The following is an 18,512-nucleotide window of genomic DNA, read 5'->3' as shown; positions in this document are numbered from 1 at the left end:
GTGCTGTCTTTCTTCTGAAACTGTACTGACCGGAATTATCACACTGATATCCGGTGAATTCGGGAGACTTATTATGCAAGGCATTCTCTATGAAGAGCCGTCATTCTGGCTGTTTTTGCTGATCACCTGTATTCTGGGTGGCTGGGCAGCATGGATGACAGGACGCGCCTGCGCTCAGACATGGCGTCCTTACGCTATGTTTCTGCTTTATCTTCTACCTTTAACGGCAATGGTTCGCTTCATCCATTATGCGATGTTTGAAGGCACGCTTCTGTCATTGCACTATTATCTGGTCGATCTGGTTGTGTTGGCTGTTATCGGTACGCTTGGTTATCGGTTTACCAAGGTCAAGAAGATGGTTCGCCAATATAGCTGGCTCTACGAGCAAACGTCACCTTTCTCCTATAAGTCTAAATAAAACAGACTTTTAGAACTTTGATAACGGCGTTCCCGATCCGTATTTTAAATTCTGGAACGCTCATGAAATTACAATGTCCGCTTCACGGGAACAAAGCGGGGATTGTGATACCTGCCGGAGATTGCCTCCGGCACAGACTGCCCGGGAAACCGGTTTCTGCTGAATGATTGCATAAAAAATGAACGGCGGATCATCGGAATTGCCTTTGGCATGAACGCGGATTTTCCGGATTTAATAAATAAAGGAAGCTGCTCTTTCGCAGACAGTTTCTGAAAAAAATCATTGGAATGGGAGTAGTTTTTATGAAAAAAGCTTTATTATACAGCGTTGCATTATCGTCTCTTGTCGCTTTCAGCGGCTCGGCTTTTGCGGATATCGTTGTTGGTATCGGGGCACCGTTAACCGGCCCGAATGCCGTTTACGGTCTTCAAATCCAAAAAGGTGCTGAAGCTGCGGCAGAGGTTATTAATGCCGAAGGTGGCCTGAACGGCGAAAAGATTACCTTTACTCTCGGTGACGATGTGTCTGATCCGAAACAAGGTATTTCGGTCGCCAATAAATTTGCGGCAGACGGCGTGAAATTTGTCATTGGTCACTTCAACTCCGGTGTGACCATTCCGGCTTCTGAAGTCTATCTGGAAAACGGTATTCTGGAAATATCACCAGGTGCGACCAATCCGGTTTATACGGATCGCGGCATGTGGAACACATTCCGTACCTGTGGCCGTGATGACCAGCAGGGTACCGTTGCCGGTAAATATATTGCGGAAAAATTCAAAGACGCAAAAATCGCGGTTATTCATGACAAAACCCCATACGGTCAGGGGCTGGCTGATGAAACCAAAAAAGCACTCAATGCTGCGGGGATGAAAGAAACCCTGTATGAAGGCGTGAATGTCGGTGAAAAAGATTTCTCCGCATTGATTGCCAAGCTGAAGCAGGAAGGTGTCAGCGTCATTTATTGGGGCGGTATGCATGCGGAAGCTGGCCTGATTATCCGTCAGCTCGGCGATCAGGGTTTGAAAGCACAGTTCATTTCCGGTGACGGTATCGTCTCCAATGAACTGGCTTCGATTGCCGGTAATGCAGTGGAAGGCACGCTGAATACCTTTGGCCCTGATCCGCGCAACAATCCGGCCAATGCGGATTTGGTGAAGAAATTCCGCGATGCCGGTTTCGAGCCTGAAGCTTATACGCTTTATTCTTACGCAGCTATGCAGTCGCTCGCAGGGGCTGCCAAAGCCGCTGGCAGCAACGATCCTGAAACCATCGCTAAGGAACTGAAAAAGGGAACCTTTAAAACCGTTCTCGGTGATCTTTCCTATGATGAAAAAGGTGATCCGAAACTGCCGGGTTACGTCATGTATAAATGGGAAAAAGGCGCTGACGGTAAGTTCACTTACATTCAGCAATAAGCCGGCTCAAAACAGCGATGAGACCGGATTAGTCCGGTCTCATTTTAGCGAAATGGTGGCGCTGACAGAGCGGCCTGTTCGCATGAGACAGCTGTAAGGCTACGAGCAATATCGAAGCTTAGGCTCATGGCTTAAGCCGGAATTGTTCAAAAAAATTCTGCCGGAAGCTGATTCCGACGGGAAAAATACCGGACACAAAAACTGTCGTGTCCGGTCATATTCATGGGAGTAGGAAATATGAAAAAGTCTCTGTTCTGTGGTGTTGCACTTTCAGCAATGCTTGCCTTTAGCGGTTCGTCATGGGCAGACATTCTGGTTGGCGTTGGTGCACCTTTAACAGGTGGCAGTGCTGCTTATGGCGCACAGATTAAAAACGGTGCGGAAGCAGCCGTGGAAGCTGTGAATGCTGCAGGTGGTCTGAACGGCGAAAAGATCGTGCTGGTTTATGGTGATGACGTTTCGGATCCAAAACAGGGCATGTCGGTTGCCAACAAGTTTGCTGCGGATGGCGTGCAGTTTGTTATCGGCCACTTCAATTCGGGCGTGAGTATTCCTGCCTCTGAAGTTTATGCAGAAAATGGTATTCTGGCGATCGCGCCTGGTACAACCAATCCGGTTTATACGGATCGTGGCCTGTGGAATACATTCCGCACCTGCCGCCGCGATGATAATCAGGGTATCGCTGCTGCGAAATATATCGTCGAAAACTTTAAAGACGGAAAAATTGCGATTGTGCATGACAAGACACCTTATGGTCAGGGTCTTGCCGACGGCACCAAAAAAGCAATGAATGATCTTGGCTTGAAAGAAACCGCCTATGAGGGCGTAAATGTCGGCGAAAAGGATTATTCCGCGCTGATCGCCAAGCTCAAACGCGATGGTATTACCGTTATTTACTGGGGCGGCCTGCATCCGGAAGCCGGTCTGATTATCCGTCAGATGGGTGATCAGGGACTGAAAGCACAGTTCATTTCCGGCGATGGTATTGTGTCCAATGAACTGGCTTCGATTGCCGGTGATGCGGTTGCCGGTGTGCTCAACACTTTCGGTCCTGATCCGCGTGAAGATCCGGCGAATGCTGAACTGATTAAGCAGTTCCGTGACAAAGGTTTTGAACCGGAAGCCTATACTTTCTATACCTATGCAGCCGTTCAGTCGCTTGCTGCCGCCGCGAATGCTGCCGGTAGCAATGATCCGATGACCGTTGCAACAGCCATGAAGGAAAAGGGTCCGTTCAAGACAGCCCTCGGCGATCTCTCCTATGATGAAAAGGGCGATCCGAATCTTTCCCCTTATGTCATGTTCGAATGGCGCAAAGGCGACGATGGTAAGTATAACTACTTCCAGAAAAAATAATTCCTGAAGTCAGAGTATTTCTATGAATTTAGAAAAATATTCTCTTTCGCAGAAATGGCTCTGATACTTTGGAATAATGTTTGTAACAATGCCCGGCACTTATGTCGGGCATTGTTATTTTCCGTCGCATTTTCACTGTTCTTTCACAAAAAAAACTTTCAGTATGCAGCGATCTTCCACTGCTCTTCACGGGAACGATGAGTGGTGGTTCATCTAAGCATGTCGCAGTTAAACGGGCGTATTATGCGTCTGTGAACATACGCAATTAAAAGAATTCAGAGCGAGGCAATGAATGCGATTCCGCACATGGCGCTCTGGTGTTTTGCAGTGAGGGAGATCTGCTTTGCCTATCCATAAAATTCTTGTCGCGAACCGCTCTGAAATTGCTATCCGCGTCTTCCGCGCTGCAAATGAGCTTGGCATGAAAACCGTGGCGATCTGGGCAGAGGAAGATAAACTCGCATTACATCGTTTTAAGGCGGATGAGAGTTATCAGGTCGGGCGCGGCCCCCATTTACAGCGTGATCTGGGGCCAATTGAAAGCTATCTCTCAATTGAGGAAGTGATCCGCGTCGCCAAACTGTCCGGTGCTGATGCCATTCATCCGGGCTATGGTTTGCTTTCAGAAAGCCCCGAATTTGCCGATGCCTGTGCCGAGAATGGCATCATCTTTATCGGTCCGAAAGGCGATACAATGCGCCGCCTCGGCAATAAAGTGGCGGCACGCAATCTCGCTATGCAAGTTGGTGTGCCGGTGGTGCCTGCCAGCGATCCGCTGCCGGAGGATATGGATGAAATTCGCAGAATTGCGGACGGTATCGGCTATCCGTTGATGCTCAAGGCCTCTTGGGGCGGTGGCGGGCGCGGTATGCGTGCTATTCGCGAGGCGAAAGATCTGGCGCGTGAGGTGATTGAGGCCAAGCGTGAGGCCAAAGCCGCTTTCGGCAAAGATGAAGTTTATCTGGAAAAACTCGTCGAAAAAGCACGCCATGTGGAAGCGCAGATTCTCGGCGATACCCATGGCAATGCAGTGCATCTGTTTGAGCGCGATTGCTCTGTGCAGCGACGTAACCAGAAAGTGGTTGAGCGCGCACCGGCACCTTATCTCAATGATACACAGCGTCAGGAATTGGCCGATCATGCGCTGAAAATCGCGAATGCCACCCATTATATCGGTGCAGGAACTGTAGAATTCCTGATGGATGTCACTACGGGCAAGTTCTATTTCATTGAGGTTAATCCGCGCATTCAGGTGGAGCATACGGTGACAGAAGAGGTCACCGGTATTGATATTGTCAAAGCACAAATTCGCATTCTGGAAGGTGCTGCAATCGGCACGCCGGAATCCGGTGTGCCGGAGCAGAGCAAGATTGTGCTGCGTGGTCATGCTTTGCAATGCCGTATCACCACGGAGGATCCGGAGCAGAACTTCATTCCGGATTACGGACGGATTACCGCCTATCGCGGGGCAACCGGCTTCGGCATCCGGTTGGATGGCGGCACAGCCTATTCCGGCGCTTTCATCACTCGCTATTATGATCCGTTGCTGGAGAAGGTAACGGCATGGGCATCGACGCCGGAAGAGGTAATACTGCGTATGCATCGCGCACTGCGCGAATTCCGTATTCGCGGTGTATCGACCAATCTGACCTTTCTGGAAGCGATCATCACGCATCCGAAATTTCGCAGCAATGACTATACGACTCGCTTTATTGATACGACGCCGGAACTGTTTGAGCATGTGAAACGGCAGGATCGTGCGACCAAGCTTCTGACCTATATTGCTGATGTGACCGTTAATGGTCATCCGGAAACCAAAGGGCGTGCAATGCCTGCAGCTAATGCGGCGGCACCGAAAGTGCCTTATGTACCGGACGGAGAAATTCAGAGCGGCACACGTCAGAAACTGGCAGAGCTGGGGCCGCAGAAATTTGCGCAATGGATGCGTGAGCAAAAGCGGGTACTGGTAACAGATACGACGATGCGGGACGGGCATCAGTCTTTGCTCGCCACGCGTATGCGTACCTATGACATTGCGCAAATTGCCGAAACCTATGCCCGTTTGCTGCCGAACCTGTTTTCTCTGGAGTGTTGGGGCGGTGCGACCTTTGATGTGGCGATGCGCTTTCTCACTGAAGATCCATGGGAGCGGCTGAGCAAGGTGCGTGACGGTGCGCCGAACCTGCTGTTGCAGATGCTGCTGCGCGGTGCCAATGGCGTGGGTTATAAGAGCTATCCCGATAATGTGGTAACGCAATTTGTGCGTGAAGCTGCACGTGGCGGCATTGATCTGTTCCGCGTGTTTGACAGTCTCAACTGGGTTGAGAATATGCGCGTGTCGATGGATGCGGTGCTGAGCGAGGGCAAACTCTGCGAGGCGGCGATTTGCTATACCGGTGATCTGATGAATGCGGCGCGCCCGCAATATGATCTGAATTATTATCTGAAACTGGCTAAAGAGGTGGAAAAAGCCGGTGCGCACATTATTGCCATTAAAGATATGGCAGGGCTGTTGAAGCCGCAGGCTGCCCGCACATTGTTTACGGCTTTGCGGCAGGAAACCGATCTGCCGATCCATTTCCATACCCATGATACATCCGGTATTGCGGCGGCAACGGTGCTGGCGGCAGTGGAGAGCGGCGTGGACGCGGTGGATGCGGCAATGGATGCTTTGTCCGGTAATACCTCGCAGCCATGCCTCGGCTCGATTGTGGAAGCTTTAGCTGGCAGCGAGCGCGATCCGCAGCTTGATCCGGCTTCGATCCGCCGAATTTCCTTCTATTGGGAAGCGGCACGCAATCAATATGCCGCCTTTGAAAGCGACCTGAAAGGCCCTGCCTCGGAAGTCTACCTGCATGAAATGCCGGGCGGACAGTTCACCAATCTGAAAGAACAGGCGCGTTCACTGGGGCTGGAAAGCCGCTGGCATGAGGTGGCACAAGCCTATGCGGATGTGAACCTGATGTTCGGCGATATTGTCAAAGTCACGCCGTCTTCCAAAGTGGTGGGTGATATGGCGCTGATGATGGTCAGTCAGGATTTAACGACTGCCGATGTGACCAATCCGGCCAAGGATATTGCCTTTCCCGATTCTGTTGTTTCAATGATGCGCGGTGATCTTGGCCAGCCACCGGCAGGCTGGCCGAAAGATTTACAGACCAAAGTGCTGAAAGGCGAAAAGCCGTTCACAACCCGTCCGGGTGCGTTGTTGCAACCGGCTGATCTTGAAAGCGAGCGCAAACAACTTGAGGAAAAATTAGAGCGCAAAGTCAGCGATCAGGAATTTGCGTCCTATCTGATGTATCCGAAAGTCTTCACTGATTTTGCCGGTGCACAGACCCTTTATGGCCCGACAAGTGTACTGCCGACGCCAGTTTATTTCTACGGATTGGCACAGGAGCAGGAGGTCTTTGTCGAGATTGAGCGCGGTAAGACGTTGGTTATCCGCAATCAGGCTTTGGGCGATGTTGATGATCAGGGCATGGTAACCGTGTTCTTTGAGTTGAATGGTCAGCCACGCCGTATCAAAGTGCCGGATCGCACACGCGGTACCGGTAAAGGGGCTAAGCGTAAAGCAGAACTGAACAATGAAGCACATATCGGCGCGCCGATGCCTGGCATTGTTTCAACTGTTGCGGTTGTCAGCGGGCAGAGCGTAAAGGCTGGTGATGTGCTGCTCTCCATTGAGGCAATGAAGATGGAGACAGCAATCCATGCCGAGCGCGATGGTGTGCTGGCAGAGGTGCTGGTGCGTGCCGGTGATCAGATCGATGCGAAAGACCTGCTGATTATCTACGCATAGATTTCAGATCGGCAGAGTATTTAGAGCGCGTTTCGATCTGATTGAATCAGATCGGCGCTCTAACACTCTGATTTGACGCGCATCTTGTCCGAAAACCGTTTCACACTTTTCGGGATGCGCTCTAAACTCTGCCGCTCTAATTCTGTTCTGTGAAGCTGATCAGGCGTGCCAGTTCAACGGCATTACGGGCATCCATTTTTTCCATAATATGGGCGCGATGCACTTCAACTGTGCGCACTGTAATCTCCAGTCTGTCGGCAATCTGTTTGTTGAGCAGACCTTCTAAGATCATTGACAATACTTCATTCTCACGCGGGGAGAGCTGTGCGCGTTTACGTCGTAATTCGTCGCGATGGCGGTCGGAGGCAGCGCGTTCTTTAGCTTTATGCAGGGCATCCAAGACACGATCGACCAGATTATTATCGTTGAACGGTTTTTCGAGAAAATCCGCAGCGCCTTGTTTGAGACACTCTACAGCCAGTGGAATGTCTCCGTGACCGGTCAGAAAAATCACCGGCTGGCGGGCTTGCAGGCTGATTAACTTGTCAAAAACTTCAAGGCCGGACATGCCTTCCATCCGCATATCCAAGAGGATGCAGCTTTGCAAATCCGGCGTCCAGTCTTTCAGAAAAGCCTCACCGGACGGCCATGTGACAACGCCCACGCCACGCGAGCGAAACAGCCATGACAGGCTGTCGCGGATTGCCTCATCATCATCAACAATGTGAACGGTCATGATCGTGTTTCCTGGGAGGTCAGCGGCAGCGAGAGGCAGAAACTGGCGCCTTGTTTATTCGGTGTTGCCAGCAGCCAGAGTCGGCCTTTATGGGATTCGAGGATGGAGCGGCAGATCGGTAATCCCATGCCCATCCCTTCGGATTTTGAGGAAATGAAAGGCGTGAAAATCTCATTCTCCATGCCTTCAGGAATACCATGACCGTGATCAGTGATGATGACAACGGCTTCACTGTGGCTGGCTTCAAGCACAATATGCAAGACCTGCCGGTTACGGGGCAAGCCGACCGCCGCCTCTCGGGCATTGCGCATCAGATTGAGCAAAACCTGCTGGATTAGCACGGCATCGGCACGCACCGGCACCGGTGCATCCGGCAGTTTCATATCAATGCGTCCGCCGCCTCTGGTCATATCCGTGCTGATAAAGCTGGTGGCATCCTGCAGGATTTTGCGCAGATCATGGTGTTCCTGTGTCACAGACCGCTTACGCACAAAATCATGGACACGGTGAACAATCGTGCCGGCACGCTGTGCCTGATCGGAGAGTTTCTGCAGGGCGCTGGTCAGATCGTCCGGTTGTATTGCACCTGATTTCAGCAAGTTGAGACTGCCGGTGGCATAGCTGGTAATTGCCGCCAGCGGCTGGTTCAACTCGTGTGCCAGTGTAGAAGCCATTTCACCCATGGTAATCAGGCGGGCATTATGCTGAAGTTTTTCCGCCTCGGTCTGGCGGGCTTCGTCCAGTCTTTTCCGCTCTGTCACATCAACGAGTGACCCCATCCAACCGATATGGATACCATCTGCATCAATCAGCGGTGCTTCATAGACCTGAATATCAATCAGCTTACCATCGGGGCGGATAAAACGTGTCTCGAACTCATGAGGAGCAATACCGGTGCTGCGCATATCATTCTGGCGCTGAATTCCTTCGGACATAATTTCCGGTGCCCAGTAAGGATGTGGCGGCATCATGCCGATCAGCTGTTTTTCGTCGTAACCGACCATGCGGCAGAATTCAGGATTCACATAGATGATCCGGCCGTCGCGGTCGCGGGCACGCATACCGATGGTCAGGGAGTTTTCCATCGCCTGCCGGAAGGCATATTCGGTGCGCAGAGCATGTTCGGCAGCGGCTCTGCGCCGATTCTGGCGATAGGCCATCCAGAGATTGATAATCACCAGAATGGTCAGGCCGATAATCGCCGCAGAGATCACAATCGGGCCGATGGCCGGCTGGCTCTGATAAGGGGTAACGGTGATATAAGTGCCGTTAAGCGGCGGGTCGAATGAGATCGTATGCCGTGCCTGATCATTGGTCGGCATAATGCTCGATTTGGAAATCAGCGGATCGCCGCCGGAATCCGTGAGCGATACCTGATATTTTCCGGCAACCCACCACGGCACATTGCGCGACAGTAATCTGTCCAGCGAGATGATGATCCAGAGCGTGCCGGCAGAGCGGTTATTCGTATAGACCGGTGCCACCATATCAACGACCCAGCCTTCGCTGGTATGGCGCGGCGGGGAGTAAACCGGCTTACCGAACAACCGGCTGTGCTCCGCCAATGCCGGTTTATAATCGGCAATAACATTAAGTCCGGGCGGTGCGCTTTCCAGCAGATTGCCGTCGGGTGCAAACCAGCTGATATCAATCAGCTCGGGGTGGATCGCAATCAGATGCTGAGCTTTGGTGCGCAAATTATCCGTTTGCTGTGCATCACGTTCAATATCGACGCCGAGATCACGCAATTCGGTTTCAAAAGTCTGCAATTGAAAGCGCAGATATTGCTCAACCCATAAAGCGTCGGTTGTCAGTTTCTTTTCAGTTTCAGACTGGTTGTCGCGCGAGGTCATCCAGATCAGGGCGACGATCAGGGTCACAATCAGCAGGATCGCGAGCAGGGGGATAATCAGCGTATAGTCACGCACAGCTATGCGAAAGCCTGACCGGCCTTTGTTGCTGTCTTGCGGATTTTTTACTGCGCGCTGAAATCTCATGTGATCGTTCGGGTATCCTGAATGATATTTATAAGCATTACCAGTTTCATGCATTTATGCCTGTGGTAAACCACAATAGAAATACTGTGGGTTTCCACAATAGAATTACGGCTTCACTCCTTTTAAGGGTTTTATCTGGATTTTTACTCCGTGGGGGAGTTTATGCAGGCTTGGGAGGGCCGCTCAATGAAATTTCTGACAACTGCCGGTCTTGCTGCAATGCTCGCTTTTGGTGTGAGCTCAACCGCGCTTGCACAGGCAATTACCATCAAATTCAGCCATGTTGTGGCACCGGATACGCCAAAGGGCAAAGGCGCAGAGAAGTTCAAGGAACTGGCTGAAGCCTATACCGAAGGCAAAGTGAAGGTTGAGATCTATCCGAATTCTCAGCTTTACAAGGATAAAGAAGAGCTGGAAGCTCTGCAGCTTGGTGCTGTGCAGATGCTGGCACCGTCACTCGCAAAATTCGGTCCGCTCGGTGTGCGTGAATTTGAAGTGTTCGATCTGCCTTTCATCATGAAAGACTATGATGATCTGCGCAAAATCACCGATGGTCCGGTTGGCCGTGCGCTGCTCGACAAGCTGGATGCCAAAGGGATTATCGGTCTTGCCTATTGGGATAACGGCTTCAAAGTGATGTCGGCAAACAGCCCTATGCATGTGCCGGATGATTTTCTCGGTCTGAAAATGCGTATTCAGTCGTCCAAAATTCTGGAAGCGCAGATGAAAGCGCTGGGTGCAGTGCCGCAGGTTCTGGCTTTTTCGGAAGTGTATCAGGCTTTGCAGACCGGCGTTGTGGACGGCACAGAAAATCCGCCATCCAATATGTATACCCAGAAAATGCATGAAGTGCAGAAACATGCCACGGTCTCGAACCATGGTTATCTGGGCTATGCGGTGATCGTCAATAAAGCCTTCTGGGAAGGTCTGCCGGAAGATGTGCGTGGTCAGCTTGATAAAGCGATGACGGAATCAACCGCCTATGCCAACGAAATTGCCCAGAAAGAAAATGACGATTCACTGGCTGCGATGAAAGCGGCAGGGACAACAACATTCTACGATCTGACACCGGAAGAACGAGCAGAATGGGTTGAGGCGCTCAAACCTGTTCATACGGAAATGGCTGACCGTGTGGGCGCAGACCTGATTAAACAGGTTTATGAAGCCGTGGGAATGAAAGACTAGAGCATAATTCCTTAAACTTGGATCAGTTTAAGGTAAAATTATGCTCTACTTCTAAAGTGTTAGAGCGACCTTTGTGTGCCAAATCTGGCACACGGCGCTCTAATCCTCTCAAGGACTCCGCTGCAAAGTCCCCCTTTTTTGCAGCGGGCTTGCCTGCCCTGACGATGGTGCTCAGGGCAGGCACATATTCCCGTCTTATCTTTTCTTCACTGTTGCGCGCATTGCTTGCCACTGCGACGGATGTTTTGTGCGCAAATTTTGACAAACACAGGCACCATCAAACGGTGCTGTCTCATCTGAGGAGCATCCCATGGTGTTGCGTATCCTCGACCGCTTCGAAGAAATATTGCTGTCTTTTTTGATCGCATCAGCCGTTGTGCTGATCTTTGTGGCGGTTGCTCACCGTTATTCTATTGGCGTTGCCGCGGATTTTTTGTCGTGGACACGCGCCAATAATTATCCTGAGCTGCAGGTCTATGCCCGCAGTATTTTCCGTTGGCTGGCCTCCATTAATCTGACCTGGGCGCAGGAAGCCTGTATCTATCTGTTTGTATGGATGGCGAAATTCGGAGCCGCTTACGGCGTGCGCATCGGCATCCATGTCGGCGTGGATGTGCTGGTTGAACGCATGTCACCGAAAAATCAACGCCTGATGATTATCATCGCCTTTCTGGCCTGTATTTTGTTCACGGGGATTGTTGCATGGATCGGTGCGGATTTCGTCTGGCACATTTCCAAAACCGGCCAGATTTCTGCTGATCTCGAAATGCCGATGTGGATTGTCTATCTGGCGGTTCCGCTTGGTTCGGCACTGATGTGCTTCCGCTTTGTACAGGCAATGTGGCTCTATCTGACAACCGGTACAATCGTTCATCATGACCATGGTCATGTGGATGGTATGGAAGAAGCGGAGGAATTCCGATGACCGCTCTGATCATCTTTTTAATTCTTGCGCTGCTGCTGGTCACCGGTATGCCGGTTTCCATTGCGCTGGGTCTGACAGTTTTTACCTTTCTGTTTTCCTTTACCTCCATTCCGATGGATTCAATCGCGCTGAAGCTGTTCACCGGTATTGAAAAATTCGAGATCATGGCGATCCCGTTTTTCATTCTTGCCGGTAACTTCCTCACCCATGGCGGGGTGGCCAAACGGATGATCCGGTTTGCAACCTCTATGGTTGGCCATTGGTATGGCGGCATGGGTTTGGCCGCTGTGGCTGCCTGTTCTCTGTTCGCGGCGATTTCCGGTTCCTCACCGGCAACGGTTATGGCTGTGGGTTCCATCCTGATACCGGCCATGGTCAAACAGGGCTATCCGCCGCAATTCGGTACGGGCGTTATTGCGACATCCGGCGGGCTTGGCATTCTCATTCCGCCGTCGATTGTAATGGTGATGTATGCGGTGGCAACCTCCGGCATGGTGGTGACGGGACCGGATGGTGCGCCGGTGATGTCGGCCTCAATCGGTACGCTGTTTATGGCCGGTGTGGTGCCGGGGCTGATGCTGGCTTTTATGCTTGGCGGCACGACCATCTGGCGCGCATGGAAAAACGGCTATCCGCGAATGCAGCGTGCTGCATGGCATGAGCGGTGGCAGGCATTTCGTGAATCCGTTTGGGGGCTGATGCTGATTGTCATCATCATGGGCGGTATTTATGGCGGGATCTTCACACCGACCGAAGCGGCAGCCGTTTCTGCGGTCTATGCTTTTGTGATTGCGGTGTTTGTTTATAAAGATATCAAACTGAGTGAAGTGCCTCGTGTGCTGCTGTCATCGGCGGCGATGAGCGCCATGCTGCTCTATATTATTACCAATGCGGTGATGTTCGCTTTCATTCTGACCTCGGAGCAAATTCCGCAGCAGATGAGTGCGTGGATTGTTGAGCAGGGCTTTGGTGTTATCGGCTTCCTGTTGATGGTGAATATCATTCTGCTGCTGATCGGTATGGTGATGGAACCGTCGGCTGTGGTGCTGATTATGGCGCCGATCCTTTATCCGATTGCGGTGAAACTCGGTGTTGATCCGGTGCATTTCGGTGTAATGATGATCGTTAATATGGAGATCGGGCTCTGTACACCGCCGGTGGGGCTCAATCTCTATGTGGCCTCGTCCATATCGAAAATGGGGCTGACAGCGGTGACAATCTCGACCCTGCCGTGGATTATTACGACACTGGTATTCCTGGGGCTGATTACCTATGTGCCGCAGATCACGCTTTGGTTGCCGCATATGCTGGGAATGAAATAGCAGGTTTGAGCTTTCAATCATTGAAACAGGCGGCCATTGTGCCGCCTGTTTTGTTGTAAAAATTCTGTGACGCGACAGCTGTACACTTGCGCTGATTTCGGATGCGTGTGAAATGCTCAGAAAGCGGGCATATTTGCCTGAACTCATGTCTGAACCTGATGGAGCGGTTTTGTGAGCGGAGATGCGGGGATCAGCACAGGACAGGTATCCGTTAGCGATGCCGGTCTGAAATATTATCGCTGGGCAGTGGCCGGTGCCTTTTTTGCCAATGGCTTTGTGACCGGCAGTTGGGCATTGCATATTCCGCTGATGATGAGCCGTCTCGGTGTATCTGAGGGTGTCTTCGGCTTGCTCATTCTGGTTTTTGGCCTTGGCGCTTTGGCGGCGATGGGATTGTGCGGGCCTTTATTGGCGCGCTATGGCTCAGATCGGGTGACCAAAGCTTTTGCCGTCGGCGTAGCGTTCTGGCTGATTTTAGTTTCGCTCACCAGCAATCTTTATCTCGCGGTACCGGCACTGTTTTTGCTGGGTGCCTTTTTCGGCGGCATGGATGTGGCGATGAATGCCAATGCCGTTGCCGTGGAAAAAACACTTGGCCGTGCGCTGATGTCTTCCTCCCATGGTTTCTGGAGCCTTGGCGGTTTTGCCGGTAGTGCGCTGGGCGGGCTTTTTCTGCGCTATCAGGGTGCGATCAGCCATGCGGTGCTGGTGAGTATCATTGCCGGTATCATCATGCTGATTGCGCTGCCTAAGATGGTGATTGACCGTCAGCCGCACAGCAGTGAGAAAATCCGCTTCCGCCTGCCGGATCAGCCGGTGATCTATCTGATCGGTATGATGGCGCTGTTTGCTATGGTGCCGGAAGGAGCTGTGCTAGATTGGGCGGCGGTGTATATTCAGCAGGCTTTCGAGGCTGATCTGACCACGGCCGGTTATGGCTATGCGGCTTTTTCAGCGACGATGGCGCTGGTGCGTTTTCTCGGAGACGGTGTGCGCAACCGGTTTGGCGCGGTGCGTACCTTCCGCGTGTCGATCATTATTGCCGCACTGGGCTTGTTTGTCAGCGGTTTTGCACCACATGCGTGGATAGCAATTCTGGCTTTTGCGATTGCAGGATTTGGTGTGGCGAATATCGTTCCGATTATCTTTTCCGCAGCGGGCAATCAGAGCGGTATCCACGCAGGAACGGCGTTAAGTGTCGTCACATTGATGGGCTATTCCGGTATTCTGGTGGCTCCCTCATTGATCGGTTTTATTGGCGGGCATGTCGGTTTCGGGCCGGTTTATATGGTGCTGGCATTAATGCTGATCGTGGTATTCATGCTTTCGCCGCTCGCAAGCGCTGCAGACCAGAAAAGAGAATAGAGTTTTTGCAAGACCTGCTGTAAGACTGTCACAATTGCGGTGCATTCGCTGTTCCGTGACGGTTGCGTAGCAAGATTGAACCGAAACATTCCTGACCTATTTTAAGATTGTACGATTATGGCTTCTGATAATCTCCACTATTATGCCCATCCCTTTGCCCGCCGCACATCTGTCGGGGTCAATGTCGGCGGCGTGATCGTTGGTGGTAACGCGCCGGTGGTTGTGCAATCCATGACCAATACGGATACTGCGGATATTGACGGCACCGTTGCACAGGTCGCAGCGCTGCATCATGCCGGTTCCGAGCTGGTACGCATTACCGTTGACCGTGACGAATCCGCTGCTGCGGTGCCGAAAATCCGTGAGCGTCTTGAGCGCCTCGGCCTGAATGTGCCGCTGATCGGTGACTTCCATTATATTGGTCATAAGTTGCTCTCAGACCATCCGGCCTGTGCGGAAGCACTGGCGAAATACCGTATCAATCCGGGCAATGTCGGTTTCAAAGATAAAAAAGACAAGCAGTTTGCCGAAATTATTGAAATGGCAATCCGCTATGACAAGCCGGTGCGTATTGGTGTGAACTGGGGTTCACTGGATCAGGAATTGCTGACCACTTTGATGGATCGCAATCAGGCAGCAGGCGCACCGCTGACCGCGCAGGAAGTGATGCGCGAGGCGATTATTCAGTCTGCGTTGATTTCTGCTGATCTGGCCGAAGAGATCGGTCTGCCACGCGACAAGATCATCCTGTCTGCCAAGGTCAGTCAGGTGCAGGATCTGATTGCTGTCTATGCGGAACTGGCCAAGCGTTGCGATCATGCGCTGCATCTGGGACTGACCGAAGCCGGTATGGGCACCAAAGGGATTGTTGCCTCGTCTGCTGCCATGGGTATTCTGTTGCAGCAGGGGATTGGCGATACAATCCGTATTTCTCTGACACCGGAGCCGAACGGTGATCGTACCCGCGAGGTGCAGGTCTCGCAGGAATTGTTGCAGGTGATGGGCTTCCGTCAGTTTATCCCGATTGTTGCTGCCTGTCCGGGTTGCGGTCGCACCACCTCGACAGTGTTTCAGGAACTGGCGCAGACCATTCAGAATGATATCCGCACCAATATGCCGATCTGGCGCGAAAAGTATCCGGGTGTTGAAGGTCTGTCTGTTGCGGTGATGGGCTGTATCGTTAATGGGCCTGGCGAATCGAAACACGCAGATATTGGTATTTCTCTGCCGGGCACGGGTGAAACACCATCCGCACCGATTTTTGTAGATGGCAAGAAAGTCGCCACATTGCGCGGACCGGCAATTGCTGAAGATTTTCAGAAAATGGTGGCCGATTATATCGAAAATCGCTACGGGCTCGGTGCGAAAAAGCCGGAAGCTGCAGAATAAGAATAATAAAAAAGCTCTCATAAAATATGAGAGCTTTTTTATTGCGGTTTTTATTGAATTCAGTTCTCGCGCCATGCAATAAAATGTGCGGCTTCTCGGAGAACCTGCCCTTTTTCCCCAAATGGTGCGAGCAGGTCTTCTGCCTGTGCAACCAGACCGGCCAGTTGTTTCTTTGTCCAGTCAACGCCATGGAGTGAAACAAGGGTGGCCTTGCCTGCGGCAGCATCTTTGCCTGTGGCTTTGCCCATTGTGGCCGCATCGGCGGTGACATCCAGCAGATCATCCGCAAGCTGGAAAGCCAGACCAATAGCCGAGCCGAATTCTGCAAGGCGTTCACGCTCATCTGCGCTGGCATTGCCGATAATGGCGCCAGCTTCACAGGCGAAGCGGATCAGCGCACCGGTTTTCATTGCTTGCAGTGTGATGATTTCGGCCTCATCAGGACTGGCCGTTTCGGCCATCAGATCAAGCGCCTGACCACCAACCATGCCACCAATACCGGAAGCACGCGACAAAGCCAGCACCAGATCAAGACGGGTTTTTACCGATAGTTCGGTCGCATCATCAGCGATAATATCGAAAGCATAGGTCAGAAGGCCATCACCGGCGAGAATCGCTGCGGCTTCATCATAGGCTTTATGCACTGTCGGCTGACCACGGCGCATATCATCATCGTCCATGGCCGGCAGATCGTCATGAACGAGCGAGTAGCAATGGATACATTCAAGAGCCGCGGCAACGCGCATGGCAGCCTGCGGGTCAGCATCATAAAGGCGGGCAGCTTCTGTAACCAGAAACGGACGCAGCCGCTTGCCGCCATTCAATGCACCGTGGCGGATAGCTGCCATCAGACGTGGCGGACGAATAACCTCTCCGACACGCGAACGCTCATCCAGCAATGAGATCAGCAATTGTTCAACAGATGCGGCATGGATTGCCAGCCGCTGGCCGAAACCGGAAATGTCGTGATCGTTTTTCATGGGTCTAGGGCATGAACCATTCGTCTGCATTAATCAACTCCTGTCCGGTTGGCTCAATATGAAATTTCTGTCTCGGAAGTCGTGCAGAACCAGTGCAAAATGCTTTTTATTAATAAAAAGTTTCTGAAAACTGATATGTCCTGCAGGACTAGCTTTTCAATTTGCTGAAATTGTGCAGTAACGAAGCTATAGATAACGGAGAGAACGCGGGCGCAATGACAAAACTTGTCATTCATAAGGAAGACGGAACCAGCTATCTGGCTGACCCTGTTCGCGCCCGATCATGGTGGTGGTGGGTGAAGCGCGGGCTGATTATGTTTGCGATCGCACCCTTTGCGTTACTTTTGCTTTATAAGCTGCCATTTGTGCATCCTGTGTCCACTCTGATGATTAAAGATCTGGTGACGCTGAAAGGCTATGAGCGTCAATGGGTGCCGCTGGAAGATATTGCGCCGGTATTGGTACATTCCGTGATGATGTCCGAGGACGGGCAGTTTTGCAGTCATAACGGTATCGACTGGAATCAGTTGAAGCTGGTGTTGAGCAGTGACGGAGAGCCAAGCCGTGGGGCTTCGACTATTCCGATGCAGACTGTGAAGAATCTCTTTCTCTGGAACGGGCGTTCTTATGTGCGCAAAGCACTGGAATTTCCGCTGGCGCAAGGTGCTTCATTGATTCTGTCTAAGCGCCGGATGATGGAGATTTATCTCAATATCGTAGAGTGGGGCGATGGGATTTATGGTGTTGAGGCGGCCGCGCAGCATTATTTCAAGCGTCCGGCATCTAAACTGACAGCACGGCAGGCGGCTTATCTGGCTGTGACATTGCCGAATCCGATTCTCCGCGATGCGTCTAAGCCAAGCCGCGGAATGGTGCGAATTTCGCGTATTGTTGAAAACAGAGCCCGTCAAAGCGGTGCTTATGTCGGCTGCGTGCAATAAATCAGGAAAAATCCTGCAAAATTGCGAAAATTTTTGTTCTTTGTACAAAAATGGTGTTATAGAGCGGCGACTGAAATACATTTCTAAGCAGGTTTTAAGCCGGTAAATCAGGATTTGCATAAAAAAAATGCGTGTCCTGCTGGTCAAAAGACGTTTGAGCGTGTATAGGCAGCAAAACTTTCCGGAACAATGTCCGATGTGACAGCCTTGTCTTAAGGCACCGGACATTCGATTGACTAATCACTGGAGCAGAATCCATGGCTGTACCTAAACGAAAAACTTCCCCTTCGAAGCGCGGCATGCGTCGTTCTGCTGATGCGCTGAAGGCTCCGACATATGTTGAAGACAAGAACTCCGGCGAACTGCGTCGCCCGCATCATATCGACCTGAAAAGCGGTATGTATCGTGGCCGTCAGGTTCTGGAGCCAAAGGAAGCGTAATTTCGCTTTTCTTGGAGCTATTTAAAAAGGCCGGCTTTTTAGCCGGTCTTTTTTTATTTGTACTTTGCGGAATGCCTTATTCCCGCAGCGCATCACCTGTATCCCATGAAGCGCATGAAACGCGTGGTTTTTGGTATGAAAGTCGCAAAACAGTGGTTCTGGCTTTCTGTTCCAGCCATGGGTGATGCGAAAAATTCAGAACCTTGATCGCAATTAGTACCAGCATCATTTGTAACTGACG

General features: G+C 51.6%; 14 protein-coding genes. 11 read left to right on the top strand and 3 right to left on the bottom strand.

Annotated features, from left to right (window positions below):
* The first annotated feature begins 73 nt into the window (after positions 1-73).
* The 4 genes from QUF18_RS13470 (at position 74) to pyc (ending at position 6,991) form a co-directional block, all read left to right on the top strand.
* Complete coding sequence (locus tag QUF18_RS13470; protein ID WP_122006325.1) at positions 74-418, top strand: DUF6867 family protein; 345 nt, start codon at positions 74-76, stop codon at positions 416-418.
* 302 nt (positions 419-720) lie between these two features.
* The gene (locus QUF18_RS13465) at positions 721-1,833 is read left to right on the top strand and encodes a branched-chain amino acid ABC transporter substrate-binding protein (protein ID WP_289387745.1); all 1,113 of its coding nucleotides are present in this window, start codon (positions 721-723) and stop codon (positions 1,831-1,833) included.
* A gap of 237 nt (positions 1,834-2,070) precedes the next feature.
* Positions 2,071-3,189, top strand: a complete 1,119-nt coding sequence (locus QUF18_RS13460) for a branched-chain amino acid ABC transporter substrate-binding protein (RefSeq protein WP_289387744.1) — start codon at positions 2,071-2,073, stop codon at positions 3,187-3,189.
* 343 nt (positions 3,190-3,532) lie between these two features.
* Entirely contained in the window at positions 3,533-6,991 is a 3,459-nt protein-coding gene (pyc, locus tag QUF18_RS13455; protein ID WP_289387742.1) for a pyruvate carboxylase, read from the top strand.
* 136 nt (positions 6,992-7,127) lie between these two features.
* On the opposite strand, the gene QUF18_RS13450 is transcribed toward pyc, so the two are convergent.
* Positions 7,128-7,727: a response regulator transcription factor gene (locus QUF18_RS13450; protein WP_289387741.1), complete on the bottom strand. Its 600-nt coding sequence runs from the start codon at positions 7,725-7,727 to the stop codon at positions 7,128-7,130.
* A complete protein-coding gene (locus tag QUF18_RS13445) occupies positions 7,724-9,724 on the bottom strand; it encodes a sensor histidine kinase (RefSeq protein WP_289387740.1) in 2,001 nt (666 codons plus the stop codon). Before QUF18_RS13445 ends, QUF18_RS13450 begins: the two co-directional genes overlap by 4 nt.
* Before the next feature lie 186 nt (positions 9,725-9,910).
* On the opposite strand from QUF18_RS13445, the gene QUF18_RS13440 reads away from it, so the two are divergent.
* The 5 genes from QUF18_RS13440 (at position 9,911) to ispG (ending at position 15,910) form a co-directional block, all read left to right on the top strand.
* Positions 9,911-10,909, top strand: a complete 999-nt coding sequence (locus QUF18_RS13440) for a TRAP transporter substrate-binding protein (RefSeq protein ID WP_374807112.1) — start codon at positions 9,911-9,913, stop codon at positions 10,907-10,909.
* A gap of 310 nt (positions 10,910-11,219) precedes the next feature.
* Positions 11,220-11,834, top strand: a complete 615-nt coding sequence (locus QUF18_RS13435; RefSeq protein WP_289387739.1) for a TRAP transporter small permease — start codon at positions 11,220-11,222, stop codon at positions 11,832-11,834.
* Positions 11,831-13,156 carry a TRAP transporter large permease gene (locus QUF18_RS13430; RefSeq protein WP_289387738.1) on the top strand — a complete coding sequence of 442 codons (1,326 nt, stop codon included), beginning with the start codon at positions 11,831-11,833 and terminating at the stop codon, positions 13,154-13,156. The genes QUF18_RS13435 and QUF18_RS13430 overlap by 4 nt, the downstream gene beginning before the upstream one ends.
* 171 nt (positions 13,157-13,327) lie before the next feature.
* Complete coding sequence (locus QUF18_RS13425) at positions 13,328-14,521, top strand: MFS transporter (RefSeq protein WP_353074518.1); 1,194 nt, start codon at positions 13,328-13,330, stop codon at positions 14,519-14,521.
* A gap of 117 nt (positions 14,522-14,638) precedes the next feature.
* Positions 14,639-15,910, top strand: coding sequence for a flavodoxin-dependent (E)-4-hydroxy-3-methylbut-2-enyl-diphosphate synthase (ispG, locus tag QUF18_RS13420; RefSeq protein WP_289387737.1), 1,272 nt, complete (start codon positions 14,639-14,641; stop codon positions 15,908-15,910).
* A 59-nt stretch (positions 15,911-15,969) separates the two neighbouring features.
* On the opposite strand, the gene QUF18_RS13415 is transcribed toward ispG, so the two are convergent.
* Positions 15,970-16,890, bottom strand: coding sequence for a polyprenyl synthetase family protein (locus tag QUF18_RS13415; RefSeq protein ID WP_289387820.1), 921 nt, complete (start codon positions 16,888-16,890; stop codon positions 15,970-15,972).
* A gap of 215 nt (positions 16,891-17,105) precedes the next feature.
* Between QUF18_RS13415 and mtgA the strand changes: the two genes are divergently transcribed.
* On the top strand, positions 17,106-17,831 hold the full coding sequence (mtgA, locus tag QUF18_RS13410; RefSeq protein ID WP_289387736.1) for a monofunctional biosynthetic peptidoglycan transglycosylase: 726 nt from the start codon (positions 17,106-17,108) through the stop codon (positions 17,829-17,831).
* Positions 17,832-18,088: 257 nt separating this feature from the next.
* Entirely contained in the window at positions 18,089-18,271 is a 183-nt protein-coding gene (gene rpmF, locus QUF18_RS13405; protein WP_022709922.1) for a 50S ribosomal protein L32, read from the top strand.
* Positions 18,272-18,512 lie beyond the last annotated feature (241 nt).

Origin of the sequence: Pseudochrobactrum kiredjianiae, assembly GCF_030362795.1 — a bacterium.
Classification (GTDB): Bacteria; Pseudomonadota; Alphaproteobacteria; order Rhizobiales; family Rhizobiaceae; genus Pseudochrobactrum; species Pseudochrobactrum kiredjianiae.
Note: the sequence above shows the minus strand (reverse complement) of the source record. Positions and strands in the feature narration are given on the sequence as shown.